The 19006-nt window shown below is 43.5% G+C and carries 20 protein-coding genes; 14 read left to right on the forward strand and 6 right to left on the reverse strand.

Annotation, left to right across the window (positions count from 1 at the left end; genetic code table 11):
• Positions 1-2 precede the first annotated feature (2 nt).
• The gene (locus AB1F57_RS06305) at positions 3-674 is read right to left on the reverse strand and encodes a substrate-binding domain-containing protein (RefSeq protein ID WP_367986336.1); all 672 of its coding nucleotides are present in this window, start codon (positions 672-674) and stop codon (positions 3-5) included.
• Positions 675-689: 15 nt separating this feature from the next.
• Positions 690-878: a LysR family transcriptional regulator gene (locus tag AB1F57_RS06310; protein ID WP_367986298.1), complete on the reverse strand. Its 189-nt coding sequence runs from the start codon at positions 876-878 to the stop codon at positions 690-692.
• Positions 879-1036: 158 nt separating this feature from the next.
• Here AB1F57_RS06310 and AB1F57_RS06315 point away from each other — a divergent pair, with 158 nt between their 5' ends.
• From AB1F57_RS06315 to AB1F57_RS06325, 3 genes are all read left to right on the forward strand, one after another.
• Positions 1037-1600, forward strand: coding sequence for a DapH/DapD/GlmU-related protein (locus AB1F57_RS06315; protein ID WP_105137005.1), 564 nt, complete (start codon positions 1037-1039; stop codon positions 1598-1600).
• A gap of 21 nt (positions 1601-1621) precedes the next feature.
• On the forward strand, positions 1622-2668 hold the full coding sequence (locus tag AB1F57_RS06320; protein WP_367986299.1) for a zinc-binding dehydrogenase: 1047 nt from the start codon (positions 1622-1624) through the stop codon (positions 2666-2668).
• 176 nt (positions 2669-2844) lie between these two features.
• On the forward strand, positions 2845-3696 hold the full coding sequence (locus AB1F57_RS06325; RefSeq protein WP_153056039.1) for a hypothetical protein: 852 nt from the start codon (positions 2845-2847) through the stop codon (positions 3694-3696).
• Positions 3697-3742: 46 nt separating this feature from the next.
• On the opposite strand, the gene AB1F57_RS06330 is transcribed toward AB1F57_RS06325, so the two are convergent.
• From AB1F57_RS06330 to AB1F57_RS06345, 4 genes are all read right to left on the reverse strand, one after another.
• Positions 3743-4402 (reverse strand): amino acid ABC transporter permease, encoded by a 660-nt coding sequence (locus tag AB1F57_RS06330; RefSeq protein WP_105110789.1) that lies wholly within the window; start codon positions 4400-4402, stop codon positions 3743-3745.
• Positions 4403-4413: 11 nt separating this feature from the next.
• On the reverse strand, positions 4414-5112 hold the full coding sequence (locus AB1F57_RS06335) for an amino acid ABC transporter permease (protein WP_167785293.1): 699 nt from the start codon (positions 5110-5112) through the stop codon (positions 4414-4416).
• A 309-nt stretch (positions 5113-5421) separates the two neighbouring features.
• Positions 5422-6261, reverse strand: coding sequence for a transporter substrate-binding domain-containing protein (locus tag AB1F57_RS06340; RefSeq protein WP_167785294.1), 840 nt, complete (start codon positions 6259-6261; stop codon positions 5422-5424).
• A 9-nt stretch (positions 6262-6270) separates the two neighbouring features.
• Complete coding sequence (locus tag AB1F57_RS06345; protein WP_105110792.1) at positions 6271-7032, reverse strand: amino acid ABC transporter ATP-binding protein; 762 nt, start codon at positions 7030-7032, stop codon at positions 6271-6273.
• 191 nt (positions 7033-7223) lie between these two features.
• On the opposite strand from AB1F57_RS06345, the gene yycF reads away from it, so the two are divergent.
• From yycF to AB1F57_RS06400, 11 genes are all read left to right on the forward strand, one after another.
• On the forward strand, positions 7224-7928 hold the full coding sequence (gene yycF, locus AB1F57_RS06350; RefSeq protein WP_105110793.1) for a response regulator YycF: 705 nt from the start codon (positions 7224-7226) through the stop codon (positions 7926-7928).
• Entirely contained in the window at positions 7921-9270 is a 1350-nt protein-coding gene (vicK, locus tag AB1F57_RS06355) for a cell wall metabolism sensor histidine kinase VicK (protein ID WP_105110794.1), read from the forward strand. Before yycF ends, vicK begins: the two co-directional genes overlap by 8 nt.
• 5 nt (positions 9271-9275) lie before the next feature.
• A complete protein-coding gene (locus tag AB1F57_RS06360) occupies positions 9276-10079 on the forward strand; it encodes an MBL fold metallo-hydrolase (RefSeq protein ID WP_170238891.1) in 804 nt (267 codons plus the stop codon).
• A gap of 337 nt (positions 10080-10416) precedes the next feature.
• A complete protein-coding gene (pbp2b, locus tag AB1F57_RS06365) occupies positions 10417-12492 on the forward strand; it encodes a penicillin-binding protein PBP2B (RefSeq protein ID WP_367986301.1) in 2076 nt (691 codons plus the stop codon).
• 8 nt (positions 12493-12500) lie between these two features.
• Positions 12501-13097: a recombination mediator RecR gene (gene recR, locus AB1F57_RS06370; RefSeq protein WP_105110797.1), complete on the forward strand. Its 597-nt coding sequence runs from the start codon at positions 12501-12503 to the stop codon at positions 13095-13097.
• A gap of 246 nt (positions 13098-13343) precedes the next feature.
• On the forward strand, positions 13344-14390 hold the full coding sequence (locus tag AB1F57_RS06375; protein WP_172068144.1) for a D-alanine--D-alanine ligase: 1047 nt from the start codon (positions 13344-13346) through the stop codon (positions 14388-14390).
• Positions 14391-14482: 92 nt separating this feature from the next.
• Positions 14483-14863, forward strand: coding sequence for an OsmC family protein (locus tag AB1F57_RS06380; RefSeq protein ID WP_174852642.1), 381 nt, complete (start codon positions 14483-14485; stop codon positions 14861-14863).
• Between the two features lie 2 nt (positions 14864-14865).
• Positions 14866-15939 (forward strand): ABC transporter permease, encoded by a 1074-nt coding sequence (locus tag AB1F57_RS06385; protein ID WP_174852641.1) that lies wholly within the window; start codon positions 14866-14868, stop codon positions 15937-15939.
• A 9-nt stretch (positions 15940-15948) separates the two neighbouring features.
• Positions 15949-16617: an ABC transporter ATP-binding protein gene (locus AB1F57_RS06390; protein WP_105110801.1), complete on the forward strand. Its 669-nt coding sequence runs from the start codon at positions 15949-15951 to the stop codon at positions 16615-16617.
• Between the two features lie 218 nt (positions 16618-16835).
• Positions 16836-18197, forward strand: a complete 1362-nt coding sequence (gene murF / locus AB1F57_RS06395; RefSeq protein WP_367986303.1) for a UDP-N-acetylmuramoyl-tripeptide--D-alanyl-D-alanine ligase — start codon at positions 16836-16838, stop codon at positions 18195-18197.
• A gap of 84 nt (positions 18198-18281) precedes the next feature.
• A complete protein-coding gene (locus AB1F57_RS06400; protein ID WP_238140724.1) occupies positions 18282-18971 on the forward strand; it encodes a TIGR02206 family membrane protein in 690 nt (229 codons plus the stop codon).
• Positions 18972-19006 lie beyond the last annotated feature (35 nt).

Below are 19006 nucleotides of genomic sequence, written 5' to 3' on the forward strand. Positions count from 1 at the left end.
TTTTACTGGACATTCGTTTCAGAAATTTCTTTTAAAATTTTTAAAAACTTATTGGCGACCCTGGATTGATTGTTTTGTTTTTTCCAGAGAACTTGTAGAGGGTCATGGTTACCTTCTTGTAATTTTATAAATTTTAGTTGGCTATATTCATCAGTCAGGACAATGCCGTTCAAGCAAAGTGCAACACCAACACCTGCTTTGACAAGAAGGGCAGCATTATATAGAAGATTATAAGTTGCAACAATACGATAATCACCAACTTTATCTAGTTCTTCAAAGGTGATATTGGCTTGAGCAGATACTATCAGTGGATATTTGATGATATCATGAAGTTTTGGGGTCTGAAGAGTGGCTAAGGGATGATTTTTTGGAACAAGTATCCCCCAAGAATCTCTATTTGGAAGAGGTAAGTGATTATATTTACTTTCATCAAAAGAACCAAAGGTTATACCGATATCAATATTGCCTTGGTCTAAATATTCTTGTACATAGTCAGAGTTACCACTAAGAATGTGTACTTTAACTTCTGGATAGGTAGTGGTCAATTTTTTAACGGCTCGTGCCATGATATCCAGAGATTGGCTTTCCGCGGCTCCAATACTAAGTTCACCCGAAATACCATCGTTTCTACGGATGTTATTTTCTGTTTTATTGACTAAGGATAGAATTTCTATGGCACGATTGTAAAGTTAGCGCCCGTCTTCAGTTATCTGAATTTCTCGGCTACCACGATCGAAAAGCTGAGTTTCTAATTCTGTTTCCAAGTCTCGAATTTGTCGAGAAAGGGTTGGCTGTGTGATATGCAAGGCCTTGGCGGCATTAGATATAGATTTGGTTTGTACGATTGTGACAAAGTAATTAAGAACACGGATATCCATTACTAGCTCCTAGTGTTTTTTTAGAATTATTATACCACAACACATGCCTTATAGGCATACATAGAACATAAAACAAGTATTTGATTATGGGTTGTGTTTGTAATAAAATATCTAAAAAAAAACAGAAAGGAAATAGTAACTAAAATAAGGTATGAAGTATGCATCAAGAAATTAAATCTTTCATTGAAACAGGAGAAATCATTAAAAAAGGAGACATTGTTTACGAACTTATTCACGAAATTACTGCTGAAACCTTACCGCTTATAGAAAAATTGAATACAGAAGTCCAAAGCGAAGCGAGTAAGCGTGACTTGCTGGAAAAAATCATGTGTAAGAAGTTGGATGATACAACGTCAATTGCATTGCCTTTCCGAACGGATTTCGGACGCCATCTTTCCATCGGTAAGGAAGTTTTTATCAATACGGATGTGATGATGACAGATTTAGGTGGGATTGTTATTGAGGATAAGGTCTTGATTGGTCCTCGTGCTATGATTATCTCAGTTAATCACCCTCAAGAATCATCACAGCGACGGGGCTTAATTTTGAAATCCGTCCATATTAAGAACAATGCTTGGATTGGTGCGGGAGCAACTATATTACCAGGTGTGACGGTTGGTGAAAATGCTATAGTAGGTGCTGGAAGTGTTGTGACAAAGGATGTACCTGATAATACAACTGTCGCAGGTGTACCTGCTAAAATTATAAATACCAATCATTAATTTTTGGAAGGAAATATAAAAATGAAAACTGCTATTTTTGAAAAAGCTGGGTCAATGATTATCGAAGAGGTTAATAAACCAACGATTCAAGCACCGGATGACGCCATTATAAAAATTGTCCGTGCCTGTGTTTGTGGCTCGGACCTCTGGTCATACTCACATGGGGATGGTAAAGAAGGTCATTCTGTCAATTCTGGACACGAGGCACTTGGTATAGTTGAAGAAGTTGGTCCCGAAGTGACAGATATTCATCCTGGAGATTTTGTCATTGTACCCTTTACGCATGGTTGTGGTGAATGCGATGCCTGCCGTGCTGGATTTGACGGCACTTGTGATAATCATGTAGCTCCGAACAACTGGGGAAACGGTTACCAGGCAGAATGCCTACGTTTCCACTATGCGAACTGGGCACTGATTAAAGTACCTGGTCAGCCATCTGATTACTCAGAAGATCTGCTGAAGTCTTTACTGGCCTTGGCAGATGTCATGCCTACAGGATATCATGCTGTGAGGGTAGCACAAGTGAAACAAGGCGACAAGGTCGTTGTGATTGGAGATGGTGCTGTCGGTCAATGTGCCGTTATTGCTGCTAAAATGCGAGGTGCGTCTCAAATTATTATGATGAGCCGTCATGAAGAACGTCAGAAATTAGCCCTTCAACTGGGTGCAACTGCTGTTGTTGCTGAACGTGGTGAGGAAGGTATTGCAAAGGTGCGTGAAATTTTAGGTGGAGGAGCGGATGCTGCCCTTGAGTGCGTTGGTACAGAATCTTCTATTGAACAGGCACTGGGGGTCCTTCATAATGGCGGTCGTATCGGCTATGTTGGTATCCCTCACTACAATAACCGTCCGATTGGCTCGACGTTTGCACAGAATATTTCCTTCGGCGGTGGTTCAGCATCGGTCACTACCTATGTCAAAAATGAATTACTCGAAGCCGTCTTGGATGGAAGGATTAACCCTGGTAAAGTTTTCACAAATACCTATGATTTCAGTGAAATTAACCAAGCCTATCAAGATATGGCGGACCGTAAAGTGATTAAATCTATGTTGATTGTTTCTGAGTAACCGTAATCTCATAAATTCATTCGCTCAGAAATCTGGAATATTATCAGCACTATTTTGTCCTTTAACATAGTCACTTTCTATCAACTAGCAGAATGATTTTGTAAATCAGCGAAGTCCGAAAGGACTTCTTTTTTGGTATAATAGTCAAGGAAAGAGGTGCTTAAATGAAAAGGATAATGAAGTTTATTGTAGGTCTTTTATTAGGAATTATTGGTTTCTTTGGCATTTTGTTGCTTTGTCTATTGCTGCTCTTTAGTCCCAAAGTGGCTAGTCGAGAGGAATTGATATCGTATCAGATGATGCTAGAACAGGGTATGGAGTCATATGGTTTCACTGGTAAGGTGGAGTTGACAAAATTTCGTCCTATTGCCATTGGTAACCCATGGGATGTTTTAGAGTATGATTATACTGAGGTTATAGATGGTCAGTCAATTACACTTCAATCCTCTGATACTTTGGTCAATAACCGAATTGAAGGACAGGAGGCATTAAACGGACTACTAAATATGACGGCCTATTTTGATGATAGTCCAAGTGGAATGTTGTATCAATTTGATGGTATCGTTGACCAAGCTATGTGGCATCAGCCGAGAGGTAAATATTTACTGAATCAGGCACAGCAGATATTTAAATTGATGGAAGAAAAAGATTTCACTTTGTTTGAAGTGGATGGTAGGCTTGAAACTCAGGATGAAAAACTGATAAAGTTTTATGAAAAGGTAGAGGAAAATCGCTATAATGGTCGGGCTTTTGCAGGTTTTTATGATATTAATTTAGACTGGCTCATGGAGGAAGAAATGGCGGTAATCGAAGTTGAATTTTTTAATAAGAAGGACCTTGGTTTAGAAAACGACTTAGTAGAGGAAGATAAATTACTAGCTGATTTAAAACAGAAAGTCGAAACATTTGACTATTCTAATGTGGAAGACGGAACCTATAGAATTGGTTTTCGTAGACCTGGAGTGCAGTCGACAAGTTTTTTCGTAACAATCAAGGTAAAAGATCATCATCATTCATTCTTAAAATAGTTGTAACAAACACAAAAAATCCCAACCATCTGGCTGGGAGGAACGTTTATTCAATACTGCTTGCCCAAGACTTAGCTACGTAGCGTGATAGGCTGGAAATGGCGAAGTTGATGAGGAAGTAGATGAGGGCAACCATGAGATAGAGAGCAAAGACCTGCTCGGCCTCAAAGTAGCGTCCCATGAGGATTTGGCTGGAGCCAAAGAGTTCCTGGAGGGCAATAACGGAATAGAGGAAACTGGTGTCCTTGATGACTGTTACGATTTGTGAAATGATGGCTGGCAACATCTTGCGAATAGCCTGTGGCATGATGATATAAATCATAATCTGGACAGGTGTGAATCCTTGCGCCAGACCAGCCTCTGTTTGACCTGGACCAATGGCATTAAGACCACCGCGAATGATTTCTGCCATAGCAGCGGTCGTGAAAATGGTAAAAGCTGTAATACCAGCTGGCGTTGACTTCATCTGAAATACCAAGAAAACAGTGAAAATCCAGAGCAGGTTGGGTACGTTACGGACAAATTCGATATAGATTGTTGCAATCCACTTGAAGAGTGGATTTTTTCCATTTCGCATGATGGCCAAAATCATTCCGAAGAGGACAGATAGGACCACAGAGATGCTTGAAATGTAGAGAGTGAGCTGCAAACCAGACCAGAGCAATTGGAAGGTCGATGGTTTGAGAAGTTCTGAAATAGTATTCATCATAGACCTCCTTAATGACTGAAGGCAGCCTTGTTTTTCTCTTCAATCCGGCGTCCCCAGCTAGCAACTGGGAAACACATGATAAAGTAGAGAAAGGCCGCGCCTGCAAAGGCTGGAATGTAGTTGGCATTCATGGCAGACCAGGACTTGGTCATGAACATGATATCTGCACCAGAGATAATAGCGACCGTGGCCGTATTTTTAATCAAGTTAACCACTTGGTTGGTTAATGGTGGAAGAATGGTTGGGATAGCCTGTGGCAAGATGATGATGCGCATAGTCTCGCTGGCAGTAAAGCCTTGAGATAGGGCAGCCTCAGTCTGACCAGTCGGTACCGCCTCGATACCTGCACGGATAACTTCGGCAATATAGGCACCGTGGTAAAGCCCGACACAGATAACCGCTGTCCAATAGATAGATGGCATGAGCACATAGTTGGAAATCAAGGGCAGACCGTAATAGACAATCATGAATTGCACCAAGAGTGGTGTGTTTTGGTAGTATTCAACATAAATACGGGCCAACAATTTGAGTGATTTTTTCTTGCTGGATGATAGGCTACCGAAGAGAATTCCTAGCAGCATGGCCGTGATAAAGGCACCGATAGAAATAGCTAGGGTAAAGAGGAAGCCTTGGAAAAAGACTGGAAAATCATTGAAGTAGCTCAGCCAGTTTTCCCAAGCATAGGGGTTAGTTGCAAAAACAAACATAACCGTTCCTTTCTAGTGTGTAGTAGTAGGTGGTTGGATGTGAGTCTCGGCTCACTTACTGTGGTTCGAGTCAACATCTCAGCGCAGTGGTTGATTGGCGGTTTCGTTCGCGTTTTACGCTCCGAACCAGCCCTAACGAATGATACGAACTGTGTTCGTTCAATTTCCAACCTCCAAAGGTTCCCCGAACCTTGGAGCTGTGCGGGGGAGGGAGTAAAACGGTCTGGGAATAGACCGTTTTAGCCTGAACCCAGAAACTCGAGAGTTCAGACGAACTCTCTTTTCCTTAGCCGAGTTCTTTCCCGCTTCCTATTCATCTGTTTCTGTGACAGGTTTGAGTCCGTTGGCATCGTAGATAGCCTGTAGACTGCCATCCGCTGTCCATGTTTCGATGAGACCGTTTAAGTAATCATTAAGGTCTTTATTGGATAATTTAGTCACAATGCCGTAGTCTGACGCTGAGAAGCTGAAGTCCACGAGCTCAGACTGGGAACCGATATAGCCTGACAGGATAGACTGGTCTACTGAGAAGGCATCTGTGCGATGGGCACGGAGAGAAACAGAGAGTTCAGGATAAGAACCCAATTCTGCGAAGGTTACGGAAATGCCGTGCTTATCAGCTAAATCAGAAATTAGTTTTCGTGTGATAGAGCCTTGGGCAACCCCGATGTTCTTACCGTCCAAATCCTTGAAGGTCTTGATACCAGAATCCTTATTAACCAGGAAGCCGACAGCGTCTGTATAGTAAGGGCTGGTAAAGTTATAGAGGAGTTTGCGTTCTTCCGTGATGGTGAAAGTCGCGATGACCATGTCGACCTGCTCGTTGTCTAGAAGAGGACCACGGGTCTGTGCTGTAACTGGTGTAAATTCGATATCTACGCCCAGTTCTTGTGCAATTTTGCGGGCAATGTCAATTTCCATTCCTTCAAATTCGCCAGTGTCTGGATTTTTAAAACCAAAGTTTGGTACGTCTTGTTTGACGCCGACACGGAGAACACCACGGTCAATGATAGCCTGGACCTGGTCGCTGCTGATAGCTTGAGCAGGAGTTTCAGTCTGCACCTTGGTTTGACTGAAAGCAAAGAGGAGGACCACACCAATCAAGAGCATCCGAATGGCGAAAAATAAATTGATTTTCTTTGTATCCATAGGCACCTCCTAGATCTTAACCTTATCTGATTCGTGGTTGATAATCTTACTGAGGAACTGCTTGGCGCGTGGTTCTGTTGGATTGTCGAAGAAGCCATTGACGTCGGTCGTATCCACCAAAACCTCGCCCTCTGCCATGAAGATGATACGATCAGCCACCTCACGGGCAAAGCCCATTTCATGGGTTACAACAATCATGTTCATGCCGTCGCGGGCCAATTTTTGCATAACTGCAAGAACATCACCGATGGTTTCAGGGTCAAGGGCAGAAGTTGGCTCATCAAAGAGCAGGAGTTCGGGGTGCATAGCCAGTCCACGGGCGATAGCAACACGCTGCTTCTGTCCGCCAGAAAGCATGGCTGGATAAGAGTTCTTGCGGTCCCAGAGGTTTACAAATTCTAGGTATTTTTGCGCAGTCTTCTCTGCTTCTGCCTTGTCAATGCCCAAAACCTTGATAGGGGCTAGGGTAACATTTTCTAGGACTGTCTTATGAGGATAGAGGTTGAAATGTTGGAAAACCATGCCGACCTCTTTGCGGAGAGCAACTAGTTCCTTGGTAGATGAACCAGATACGGTGTGGCCGTGTACCACCAATTCACCGTCTTCTACAGACTCCAGTCCATTGATGGTACGAATCAATGTGGATTTTCCAGAACCAGAAGGGCCGAGGAGTACAACAACCTGACCAGGTTCAAATTCTAAGTTGATATTGCGTAGGGCATGGTAGTCGCCGTAATATTTATTAACATTCTTAAACGATACTAATGACATGAGAATCTCCTTTATCTAATGCGATACTAAGCATCATATCATTGCAAAGATTAAATGTCAAGTATATTCTGACAATTTAAGATTTTGATATGTTAGAAAATGTAACATAAAATAGCGAGATAGATTTTAAACATGAATTTTCCAGATAAGTTATGATATAATAGAAGAAATAAATAAAAGGTATAAGTAATATGAAAAAAATTCTAGTTGTAGATGATGAGAGACCCATCTCGGATATTATTAAATTTAACATGACCCGTGAGGGCTATGAGGTCGTGACAGCTTTTGATGGTCGCGAGGCCTTAGAAGTATTTGAAGCGGAGTTTCCGGACATTGTCATTCTGGATTTGATGTTGCCAGAGTTGGATGGTTTGGAAGTGGCCCGTAACATTCGCAAAACCAGCAATGTGCCCATTATTATGTTGTCTGCCAAGGATAGCGAATTTGACAAGGTTATTGGCTTGGAAATTGGAGCGGACGATTATGTGACCAAGCCTTTCTCTAACCGTGAATTGCAGGCCCGCGTCAAGGCTCTGCTTCGCCGGAGCGAGTTGACAGAGACCCAGTCCATTCCTGTTGTGGCTGGCAAGGCGGAATTGGTCATCGGAGACCTGGTGATTTTGCCCGATGCCTTTGTTGCCAAAAAACATGGTAAGGAATTGGAATTGACCCACCGGGAGTTCGAGCTGCTCTATCATCTGGCCCAACACATTGGTCAAGTCATGACCCGCGAGCACTTGCTGGAAACAGTTTGGGGCTATGATTACTTTGGTGATGTCCGGACGGTCGACGTGACGGTTCGTCGTTTGCGTGAGAAAATCGAAGACATTCCAAGCCGCCCTGAATACATCTTGACCCGCCGTGGCGTCGGGTACTTTATAAAATCCAATGATTAATCAACTGCGTTACCTGATAACGACCTCGGAATTCTGGTTTATTGTCATCAGTATTGGCTTTGTGATTGCCATTACTGTTCTCTTGATTGAGAATTACCGGGACAATAAGCAGATTAAACAATTAAATGAACGTGTTAAGTCGCTCATGGAAGGAGATTATGCGGATGTTCTGGATCTAAGAGGTAGTCCGGAAATTACGGATATGACCAACTCCTTGAACGATTTGTCTGAAATGATTCGCCTGACGCATGATAATTTGGAACAGGAAAAAACACGCCTCAGTTCCATTTTGTCTTATATGAGTGATGGTGTTGTGGCAACCGATCGAATGGGGCGCATCATTATGATTAACGACATGGCCCAGAAACAATTAGGTCTGAGCGTACAGGAGGCGACGCAATCAGATATCTTGGATGTTTTGGACCTCCAGGAGGAATACAGTTTTCGTGAATTGCTGGCTCAGACACCGGAAATTGTGCTTGAGCACACCAATGAAAACCAGGAATTTCTGACACTTCGGGCAAATTTTGCGACCATTCGGAGCGAAAGTGGCTTGATTTCTGGTCTGGTTATTGTCCTGCATGATATGACTGAGCAGGCCAAGGAAGAGCGGGAGCGGCGGCTCTTTGTATCTAATGTTAGCCACGAGTTGCGGACACCTCTAACATCTGTCAAGTCTTATCTAGAAGCCTTGGACGAGGGTGCTATTACAGAAACGGTGGCTCCAAGCTTTGTCAAGGTTTCTCTAGATGAGACCAACCGCATGATGAGGATGATTACGGATCTCCTGAGCCTGTCACGTTTTGACAATCAAGTCGGTGAGTTGAATCTAGAATTGATTAACTTCACGGCCTTTGTCACCTTTATTCTCAACCGTTTTGATCAGATGAAGAATTCAGATTCTGAGAAGATTTATTCGATTGTGCGAGACTATCAGATTAGTCCGATTTGGATAGAAATTGATACGGACAAGATGACCCAGGTTTTGGACAATATCCTGAATAATGCAATCAAGTATTCGCCGGATGGGGGCAAAATCACTTTCAGTATGAAGACCACGGACAGTCAGCTGATTGTCTCCATCTCTGACCAAGGGCTGGGAATTCCCAAGGCTGATTTGCCTAAGATTTTTGACCGATTTTACCGGGTGGACAAGGCACGTTCGCGGTCCCAAGGGGGTACAGGTCTGGGCTTGGCCATTGCCAAGGAAATTGTGAAACAGCATAAAGGTTTTATTTGGGCCAAGTCAGAATATGGACATGGTTCGACCTTTACTATTGTCTTGCCATACAGTAAGGAAATTGCTATGGATGAGTGGGATGACACTCTTGAGGAAGAATAGGAGTTATGACGGAAGTAAGTTTTAAATATAGTATTTTGGCGTCTGGCTCCAGCGGCAATTGTTTTTATTTGGAGACGCCTAAGAAACGAATTTTGGTGGATGCGGGGCTCTCTGGTAAGAAAATTACCAGTCTCTTGGCGGAAATCGACCGCAAGCCAGATGATATTGATGCCATTTTGGTGACCCATGAGCACAGTGACCATATCCATGGAATCGGTGTTCTGGCCCGCAAATACGGTATGGACATTTATGCCAATGAGCAGACCTGGCAGGCCATGGACAGCAAGTTGGGCAAGATTGCTATAGCACAAAAGCATATTTTTGAGCTGGGGGTAACCAAGACCTTTGGTGACCTGGATATTGAGTCCTTCGGTGTTAGCCACGATGCGGCCTGTCCGCAGTTTTACCGTTTTATGAAGGATGATAAATCCTTTGTTATACTGACGGATACGGGTTATGTCAGCGACCGGATGGCTGGGATTGTGGCCAATGCAGATGGCTATTTGATTGAGTCCAATCATGATATTGAAATCCTGCGTGCAGGTTCTTATTCGTGGAATTTGAAACAGCGGATTTTGTCGGATAAGGGGCATCTCTGCAATGAAGATGGAGCAGATGCCATGATTCGGACCCTGGGTAATCGGACTAAGAAAATCTATCTTGGTCACTTGTCCAAGGAAAACAATATTAAAGAACTGGCCCACATGACCATGGTCAATCAGCTGGCCCAGGCTGATTTGGGAGTAGGAGTGGATTTCCAAGTCTACGATACATCGCCCGATACGGCGACACCGCTGGTCTCCATTTGACAATCATAGCGTCAACAATTACATAGAGGAGAATCGCTGGCAGGCGGTTCTCTTTATCATTATTATTCGATAGACGGTATGAATCTAGAGCAATCAGTAAATCTGGTTGCTTTTCTTTTTGACGAAATAAGGTGGGATAGTAGTGGCAAATGTTTACAAATGCTCTTTTAAATTATGGAATTAAAGTGCAAATGTAATAGAGAAAGGAAATGATGTTATAGAAAATTTCCGATAATAATCTGCGCAAAATGTAAGCGCTCTGAAATTCATCTTCCGTCGGAAAAAATGAAACCTGATGTGGTATAATAAGTAGAAACTTTCTAGAATGAGGTCCGATGTGTCGAATAAATTGCTTTCGCGAGTGGGGCGAGAGGATAGGATTATTCCAAGGCGGTTGAACATGCTGTTTGCCATTGTCGTCTTCCTGTTTTCCGTCCTGATTGCTCGTTTAGTGGATATGCAGCTAATCAATAAAGATTTTTATGTCCAAAAATTAGAGACTGCCAGTCAAAAAGTGGTGTCAAGAAGTTCGGTCCGCGGTCAGATTTATGATGCCAAAGGGCTTCCGCTAGTTGAAAATAAGTTAAGCCAGGTGGTGTCCTTTACTCGGTCAAATAAAATCACTGCCAAAGGAATTCGGGATATTGCGGAAAAATTGGTAGCCTGGGTGTCCTTGCCTAAGGATATTCGTGTGTCGGAGCGGGACAAGGCAGATTACCTCTTGGCGGATACAGATGTCTATGAAAAGATTGTCGCGGAGCTCCCAAGAGAGAAGCGGTTCGGTATCGATGGAAACCGCCTGAGCGAAGGAACAATTTATGCCAATGCCGTAGAAAGCTTGGACCCCAAAGATTTACAATTGACGGAGGCTGAAGAGAAGGTTGTCTACCTCTTTACCCAAATGAACAAGGCTGGCTTTTTTGAGACCGTCCGCCTAGCAACCCAGCCCCTCAATGCAGAACAGATTGCCTTGATTGCTTCTCATGAGCAGGACATGCCTGGGGTTACAACAGTGACCAATTGGGACCGTCTTGTCAAAGATACCTCGCTTTCCTCGATTATTGGAACGGTGACGACGGAGCAGGTTGGTCTCCCTGCAGAAGATGCTGAAGATTATCTGGCCAAGGGCTACTATCTGAACGACCGTGTGGGAACTGCCTACCTTGAAAAGCAGTACGAAGGCGTCTTACAAGGGCAACGAGAGCTCAAGGAAGTCAAGCTCAATCGAAATGGAAATGTCGAGTCTATCGATACAATCCAAGAAGGTCAAAAAGGAAATAATATCAAGTTGACTATTGATTTGGCTTTCCAAGATGGTGTCAATGCCATATTGAAGAAATTCTTTGAAAGTGAGTTATCAACCGGAAGCGCACTCTATTCAGATGGTGTATATGCTGTAGCTTTAGAACCGACTACTGGTGCAGTGCTAGCCATGTCGGGTTATAAACATGAAAAGGGGACAAGTAGTATTACCGAGGATGCTCTTGGAACTATCACAAGCGTCTTTACACCAGGTTCTATTGTCAAAGGTGCAACTATTTCATCTGGTTGGGAGAATGGCATTATCTCAGGAAATCAGGTATTATTAGATGAACCGATTTATTTTGCAGGTTCTGCTCCAATAACGTCTTGGTATGGTGCTTATGGTAGTAATCTGGATGTTACACAGGCGTTAGAATATTCTTCAAACGCTTACATGGTAAAAATTGCTTTGGGGTTATTAGGTCAAACCTATTCGCCAAATATGTTTTTGAACGATGGAGATGCATTGACAAATGCGATGACAAAACTTCGTTCTACTTTTGCGGAATATGGATTAGGTGCTCCAACAGGAATTGACTTACCACTTGAATCAACAGGTTTCTTACCAGAAGAATATTCCACCGCAAACTTTATTACGAATGCATTTGGACAGTTTGATAACTATACACCGATGCAGATGGCTCAATATGTAGCGACAGTAGCAAATAATGGAACTAGAGTAGCTCCTCACTTGGTGGAGGGGATTTACGGGAATAGCGCAGAAGGTGGTTTAGGTGAGTTAATTGAGAAGAAGACAAGTACAGAACTCAATAAAGTTGCCATCTCAGAACAGGAATTAGCAATTTTGCAACAGGGATTTTATCAGGTAGCAAATGGAAGTGGTAGCTTTAATACCGGGCGTCAAATCAGTAATGGTGCTGCTGTGTCTATCAGTGCCAAAACAGGTACTGCAGAGACATTTACGACGGATAGAAATGGTCAGGTTATAAGTGCTGTAAATACCAATATCGTAGCTTATGCCCCAAGTGCTAATCCTAAAATTGCTGTAGCAGTTGTTCTACCAAATCTGACAGATTTTAATTCCACAGCTAGCATGACTATTGTGACAGAAATTATTAATTTATACAATTCACTTTACCCAATGAATTAAGGAGGCTTATGCTCTACCCAACTCCCATAGCTAAATTGATTGACAGTTATTCGAAACTACCAGGAATCGGTATTAAAACAGCTACACGTCTAGCCTTTTATACCATCGGTATGGAAGATGATGTGGTTAACGAATTTGCTAAAAATCTCCTGGCGGCCAAGAGGGATTTAGCTTATTGTTCCATTTGCGGTAATTTGACAGACCAGGATCCTTGTGGCATTTGTCAAGATACCAGTCGTGACCAGTCGACCATTTTAATTGTAGAAGACAGTCGAGATGTGACAGCCTTGGAAAATATCCAAGAATACCACGGTCTCTACCATGTCTTGCAAGGATTGATTTCCCCTATGAATGGCATTGGACCAGACGATATTAACTTGAAAACTCTACTGACCCGCCTGATGGAAAATGAGGTGACAGAGGTGATTGTAGCGACCAATGCGACAGCAGATGGGGAGGCGACGTCCATGTATATCTCGCGCGTTCTCAAACCAGCGGGTATCAAAGTCACCCGTTTAGCGCGTGGACTAGCAGTCGGTAGTGACATCGAATATGCGGATGAAGTGACCCTACTACGGGCTATTGAGAATAGGACAGAGCTATAATTGACTGAAACTAAAGTTTCTAGTCAATCAACGGTAGCCGCTTTACGGCGGTCTACCTAAGCTCTGCACTAGTAGGTTTAAGAAGAAAAATAAATCGTTTTTCTTCTTAAACCGTCGCAGACTGTCATCTGGAAAAATTGTTAAGTTGGTTAACGGAAAGTCTTGTGGAACCTTGAATCATCATCTTCTCAACTTATATATGTTATAATAAGTAGAGGATTATCAAGTTTTAGAAAAGGAATATTTATGTCAAAAGAAATGCTAGTTTTGCTTTACGGTGGTCGTTCGGCTGAGCGTGAAGTGTCTGTTTTGTCTGCTGAGAGTGTGATGCGGGCCATCAATTATGATAAGTTTTTCGTTAAGACCTACTTTATCACACAGGCAGGTGACTTTATCAAAACTCAAGAATTTTCATCAAGGCCGTCAGCGGATGAAAAATTGATGACCAATGACACGATTGTAGCAGAACAAAAAATCCGTCCAAGCGACATTTATGAAGAAAATGCGGTTGTCTTCCCAGTTCTTCACGGCCCTATGGGTGAAGACGGTTCTATTCAAGGATTCCTAGAAGTTCTGAAAATGCCTTATGTGGGGACCAATATCTTGGCGTCAAGCGTTGCCATGGACAAGATTACGACAAAGCGCGTGCTGGAGTCAGCAGGGATTGCCCAGGTAGCCTACACGACCTACTTTGAAGGTGAGGATTTGGAGGAGGCCATCGCTGAAACCCTGACAAAACTGCATTTCCCGGTCTTTATCAAGCCAGCCAACATGGGCTCTTCAGTCGGCATCAGCAAGGCTGAGAACGAGGCTGAACTCCGCTCGGCTATTGCGCTTGCAATCAAATATGACAGCCGTATTCTCATCGAGCAAGGGGTGACTGCTCGTGAGATTGAGGTTGGTCTTTTGGGAAATGCTGACGTGAAAACGACCCTGCCCGGTGAAGTGGTCAAGGACGTTGCTTTTTACGACTACGATGCCAAGTACATTGATAACAAGATTACCATGGAAATTCCAGCTAAGATTGACGAAGCTATCATGGATGTCATGCGTGACAATGCCGCCAAGGCCTTCCGTGCCATCGGTGGTTGCGGACTGTCCCGTTGTGATTTCTTCTTGACAGAAGAAGGCGACATTTTCCTCAATGAGCTCAATACCATGCCAGGATTTACCCAGTGGTCCATGTATCCCCTGCTTTGGGACAATATGGGCTTGGCTTATCCAGACTTGATTGAAGAGCTGGTTAGCCTAGCCAAGGAAATGTTTGACAAACGAGAAAGCCATTTGATTTAAGGCAGTGAGAAAGGTTGGAATGCTCCAATCTTTTTTCTTGCAATGGCTTTCAGAATGGTCTACAATGATATGTATATGTATGGAGGAAAGTTATGTATCAAACGAAAGTCAAGGGGGATGCTCTTTTTCAAGCGACGTCGGCTGGATACGGAAATCCTATTACAAGCTTTGGGGTGACTGAGAAAGGCGAGACACCTGTCAGTCTGGTCAATATTGCCCTGGCGGCCTGCGTGACCATGTGTGTACAAGGTTATTATGCCAGCCAAGAAAATAATAAAACCATGCCTGTCCAGGTGGAAAGTCAGTTAGAAAATGACCGTTTTGACTTGACTATCGCCATTGCTGAGGCGGTCTCAAGTGAAAAGCAGGCGGCTATCCTAGCCTACGTGGATAAGAAGTGCAATGTCAAGGTTCTTTTGAGAGAGGACTTGACCATCAACACAACCTTTGTGGTCTTAGAAAGTGTGGAATAAAAGTGTTTTTAGCGATTGAAGAAATGCGGCAAAACAAGCTGCGCTACGGCCTGATTTTAGGACTCTTAATCTTGATTTCTTATCTGGTCTTTTTCCTGACAGGCCTGGCCTATGGTCTCATGCAGGAAAACCGTACTGCGGTGGACAAGTGGCAGGCAGATTATGTCTTGGTATCCTCGGAAGCCAATCGTCTGATAACAGCCTCAAAAATTGATGCTCAGTTGATTGACCAAGTGGAGGCAGACCAGAAGGCTCTCATCCGCCAACAGGCTGGTGTCGCCTATGTCAAGGAAGATGCCAGTTCGGATGACAAGGAAAAAGTCAATATCTTTGCGGTTGAGGCTGATAGTTTCTTAGAGCCCAATATTGTCCAAGGCCGTCTCTATGAAAAAGCTGGAGAGATTGTTGTCGAGCAAAATCTAACTCAGGTTGAGGGATTTGGTCTAGGAGATGAGATTTATCTATCTGGTACGGATGAAAAAGTGACCATTGTTGGCTATACGGACAAGGCTTACTTCGGTGTAGCTCCGGTGGTCTATATGGACTTGGAAGCCTTTGGTGATCTCATGCAGGGAGACGATCAGCAGGTCTCTAGTAAGCTGGCCAGTGCGATCATTGTTCGAGGTGCAGCAGATAAGTTTCCAGCAGATTTGGAAAATGTTGCCACCGCTGATTTTATTGAGAATTTGCCAGGCTATAAGGCGCAAAATATGACCTTCGGCTTTATGATTGGCTTTTTGATTGTGATTTCAGCCATTGTCATTGGTATTTTCATCTTTGTGTTGACAACCCAAAAGTCTCCGATTTTCGGGCTTATGAAAATCCAAGGTCTGTCAAATGCCTATATTTCAAGATCTGTGTTAGCTCAAACCTTCCTGCTGGCAGGTTTTGGGACAGTCATTGGTCTGGCTGGAACCTACTTGTCTTCCTTAGGTTTGCCAAGCGCTGTGCCATTTGAAAACAATTGGACCTTCTATCTGACTATTGGGGCTGCTCTGATTGTCTTTGCTTTACTGGGGGCAAGTTTCTCTATTCGCTCGATCTTCAAGGTCGACCCGTTGAAAAATCTATCCTAGGAGGTTGATATGAAAACATTGATTTTTGAAAATATAAGTAAAACCTTCCAGGACGGAAGTCAGACTATCACCGCCCTCAAGCCGACCAATTTCTCTATTGAAGAGGGGAAATTTGTGGCTATTATCGGGCCGTCTGGTTCGGGAAAATCTACCTTTCTAACCCTGGCAGGTGGCCTGCAAACACCGACAGCTGGCCGTGTTCTCATTAACCAAGAAGATTATTCTGATTTGCCAGAGAAAAAACGGGCCAAGCTCCGCTACCGTGACATCGGTTTTGTCCTCCAGGCCTCCAATCTCATTCCTTTTTTAACCGTTGAGAAGCAGTTGATATTGGTGGACAAGGTCAATAAATCAGCCTATCCAAGCAAGCGCCATGAGCTCTTGGTAGAATTGGGTGTGGACCATTTGAAAAATAAGTTTCCCAAGGATTTGTCTGGCGGTGAGCGTCAGCGGGTTGCCATCGCACGGGCTCTCTACAATGATCCAGCCCTGATTTTGGCAGATGAGCCGACAGCCAGCCTAGATAGTGACCGGGCCTTTGAAGTGGTGAATCTTTTGGCCAAAGAGAGCAAGGAGCGGAAAAAGTCTATCATCATGGTGACCCATGACCAGCGTATGATTGAAAAATGCGATAATGTCTACGAGATGAAGGACGGCGTTCTTACCCAGGTTCGCTAAATAAAGGCAAAAGTGATATAATGGAAAGAGCCCATCGGCTCTTTTTATAGTCTTTTAGTTTGCTTTTAGTACTAGGCAACGAGTCGTAGGCTGTACTAGAGTACGGCAAGATAAGCTTAAACAATGACCTTGTTTGAGGTTGGAAATAAGGAAAAAAAGTTTCCTCATTCGTCGAAGTAATAAAAGAAAAACTAAATGACGATACATGGAGAAATCAAATGAAATTAACTTTACACGAAGTCGCTCAAGTTGTGGGCGCAAAAAATGATGTAACGAACTACCCCGACACACCGCTCCGTCAAGTCGAATTTGACAGCCGCAAGATTGAAGCGGGCGACCTCTTTGTTCCCCTTAAGGGTGCGCGTGACGGTCATGACTTTATTCCTGTGGCTTTTGAAAATGGCTGCGCAGTAACCCTGTCTGAAGTCAGCCTTGATGTTCCCCACATCCTAGTAGATGACTGCTTGGCTGCGCTTCAACAATTAGCTGCCTACTATTTAGAAAAAACAGGTGTTGACCTCATTGCGGTCACTGGTTCAAATGGAAAAACCACGACCAAAGACATGATCCACGACATCCTTGCCACCACCTATAAAACCTATAAGACCCAAGGCAACTACAACAACGAAATTGGTCTGCCTTACACAGTTCTTCACATGCCCGATGATACGGAAAAATTGGTCTTGGAAATGGGTCAAGACCACTTGGGTGACATTCATCTCCTATCTGAAATTGCCAAGCCAAGCCTGTCTGTCATTACCCTTTTTGGTGAAGCCCATTTGGAATTTTTCGGCTCACGAGAAGAGATTGCTAAAGGAAAATTGCAGATTGCAGATGGAATGGAGCCAGGAAGTAAACTCTTGATCCCTGCAGATCCGATTGCGGATAAGCTCTTGCCGAGCCATGTAGACCTCGTTTGCTTCGGCGAGCAGGCTGATTTGCAGGTGACCAGTCTAGTCGAGTCAAAGGATAGCCTGACCTTCACCGTCAATTTTATGGACGGCGACATTTTCCTCCCAGTAACGGGTAAGTACAATGCCACCAATGCCATGGTAGCAAGCTATGTGGGCAAGACCTTAGGTGTGCCTGATGAGGCAATCAAGTCAGCCCTAGCCAGTCTGAACTTGACCCGCAATCGTACCGAATGGAAGAAGGCAACAAACGGAGCAGACATTCTCAGCGATGTCTATAATGCCAATCCAACGGCCATGCGATTAATTTTGGAAACCTTCTCTAGCATTCCAGCAAATGAAGGCGGCAAGAAAATCGCAGTTTTAGCAGATATGAAAGAACTGGGTAGCCAGTCCGTTGATCTCCACAATCAGATGATTTTGAGCCTGTCGCCTGATGTGCTAGACACCGTCATTTTCTACGGTCAGGATATTGAAGGTCTGGCCCAGTTGGCTAGTCAGATGTTCCCGATTGGAAAAGTCTATTTCTTTAGGAAAAATGCAGAGCAGGATCAGTTTGATGACTTGGTTAAACAGGTTCAGTCAGTTTTAGGTCCAAACGACCAAATCCTTCTCAAGGGCTCTAATTCTATGAATTTGGCCAAGCTGGTTGAGGAATTAGAAAAGTAAAGAAAGACTTATTTATTCAATTAGCTCTTGTTACTTCTGTCGATATTTGATATACTAATTAAAATACTTGTCAAGGAGGCTCCAGTGTTTGAAGTGTTTTTTACCAGTCATCGCAGTCAAGCTCCCCAGCTGGATATTTTGACCTATCTGTCGCTCTTGCTCATCTATGTTGGCCTGCTTTACTTAGCAGTTGTTTATCATCGTTCGCCTAAGATCAGACGATTCTTTTGGGGCTTGCAATGCCTTCAGGTCATTGCCCTTTATTCCTGGTACATGGCCGTAGACTGGACCTTGTCCGAGAGTCTCCCCCTCTATCATTGTCGATTGTCTATGCTCTTTATGCTTTTTGCCAAGCCTGGTCCGCTCAAGCGGTATTTTGCCTGCCTGGGACTCTTTGGCTCTCTTGTGGCCTTTGTCTATCCAGTTTTTGACCCCTTTGCTTTCCCTCACGTCACCATTTTGAGCTTTATTATCGGCCATTACGCTTTGGCGGTTAACAGCCTTATCTATCTGCTGTCTGAGCAGAAGGAGGATGATTTGGACAGGACCTTTGTGATTCGGGTGACACTGTTGACCCATAGTTTGATGTTGCTAGCCAATCTCTTTTTGAAGGGCAATTATGGATTTTTATCAAAAACGCCCTTGATTAACAGTGAAAATGTTGCCTTCAACTTCTTATTGGAGACCGGGCTCTTTGTATTTGCTGTTCTGCTAGTTAATAGTTTGGTTCAGAATCTTCTAAAAAAAACGGATTGGAACTGGGTTAGACATTGATTTTCAGATAGTTTGAAAATTCCCTTGAATTTCGG

Origin of the sequence: Streptococcus nasisuis (assembly GCF_040836615.1) — a bacterium.
GTDB classification, from domain to species: domain Bacteria; phylum Bacillota; class Bacilli; order Lactobacillales; family Streptococcaceae; genus Streptococcus; species Streptococcus suis_V.

What these genes read in the sequence shown, in the direction of transcription:
- AB1F57_RS06310 (WP_367986298.1), bottom strand. Translation starts at nt 878, where the DNA reads ATGGATATCCGTGTTCTTAATTACTTTGTCACAATCGTACAAACCAAA.
- AB1F57_RS06315 (WP_105137005.1), top strand. Translation starts at nt 1,037, where the DNA reads ATGCATCAAGAAATTAAATCTTTCATTGAAACAGGAGAAATCATTAAA.
- AB1F57_RS06320 (WP_367986299.1), top strand. Translation starts at nt 1,622, where the DNA reads ATGAAAACTGCTATTTTTGAAAAAGCTGGGTCAATGATTATCGAAGAG.
- AB1F57_RS06325 (WP_153056039.1), top strand. Translation starts at nt 2,845, where the DNA reads ATGAAGTTTATTGTAGGTCTTTTATTAGGAATTATTGGTTTCTTTGGC.
- AB1F57_RS06330 (WP_105110789.1), bottom strand. Translation starts at nt 4,402, where the DNA reads ATGAATACTATTTCAGAACTTCTCAAACCATCGACCTTCCAATTGCTC.
- AB1F57_RS06335 (WP_167785293.1), bottom strand. Translation starts at nt 5,112, where the DNA reads ATGTTTGTTTTTGCAACTAACCCCTATGCTTGGGAAAACTGGCTGAGC.
- AB1F57_RS06340 (WP_167785294.1), bottom strand. Translation starts at nt 6,261, where the DNA reads ATGGATACAAAGAAAATCAATTTATTTTTCGCCATTCGGATGCTCTTG.
- AB1F57_RS06345 (WP_105110792.1), bottom strand. Translation starts at nt 7,032, where the DNA reads ATGTCATTAGTATCGTTTAAGAATGTTAATAAATATTACGGCGACTAC.
- yycF (WP_105110793.1), top strand. Translation starts at nt 7,224, where the DNA reads ATGAAAAAAATTCTAGTTGTAGATGATGAGAGACCCATCTCGGATATT.
- vicK (WP_105110794.1), top strand. Translation starts at nt 7,921, where the DNA reads ATGATTAATCAACTGCGTTACCTGATAACGACCTCGGAATTCTGGTTT.
- AB1F57_RS06360 (WP_170238891.1), top strand. Translation starts at nt 9,276, where the DNA reads ATGACGGAAGTAAGTTTTAAATATAGTATTTTGGCGTCTGGCTCCAGC.
- recR (WP_105110797.1), top strand. Translation starts at nt 12,501, where the DNA reads ATGCTCTACCCAACTCCCATAGCTAAATTGATTGACAGTTATTCGAAA.
- AB1F57_RS06375 (WP_172068144.1), top strand. Translation starts at nt 13,344, where the DNA reads ATGTCAAAAGAAATGCTAGTTTTGCTTTACGGTGGTCGTTCGGCTGAG.
- AB1F57_RS06380 (WP_174852642.1), top strand. Translation starts at nt 14,483, where the DNA reads ATGTATCAAACGAAAGTCAAGGGGGATGCTCTTTTTCAAGCGACGTCG.
- AB1F57_RS06390 (WP_105110801.1), top strand. Translation starts at nt 15,949, where the DNA reads ATGAAAACATTGATTTTTGAAAATATAAGTAAAACCTTCCAGGACGGA.
- murF (WP_367986303.1), top strand. Translation starts at nt 16,836, where the DNA reads ATGAAATTAACTTTACACGAAGTCGCTCAAGTTGTGGGCGCAAAAAAT.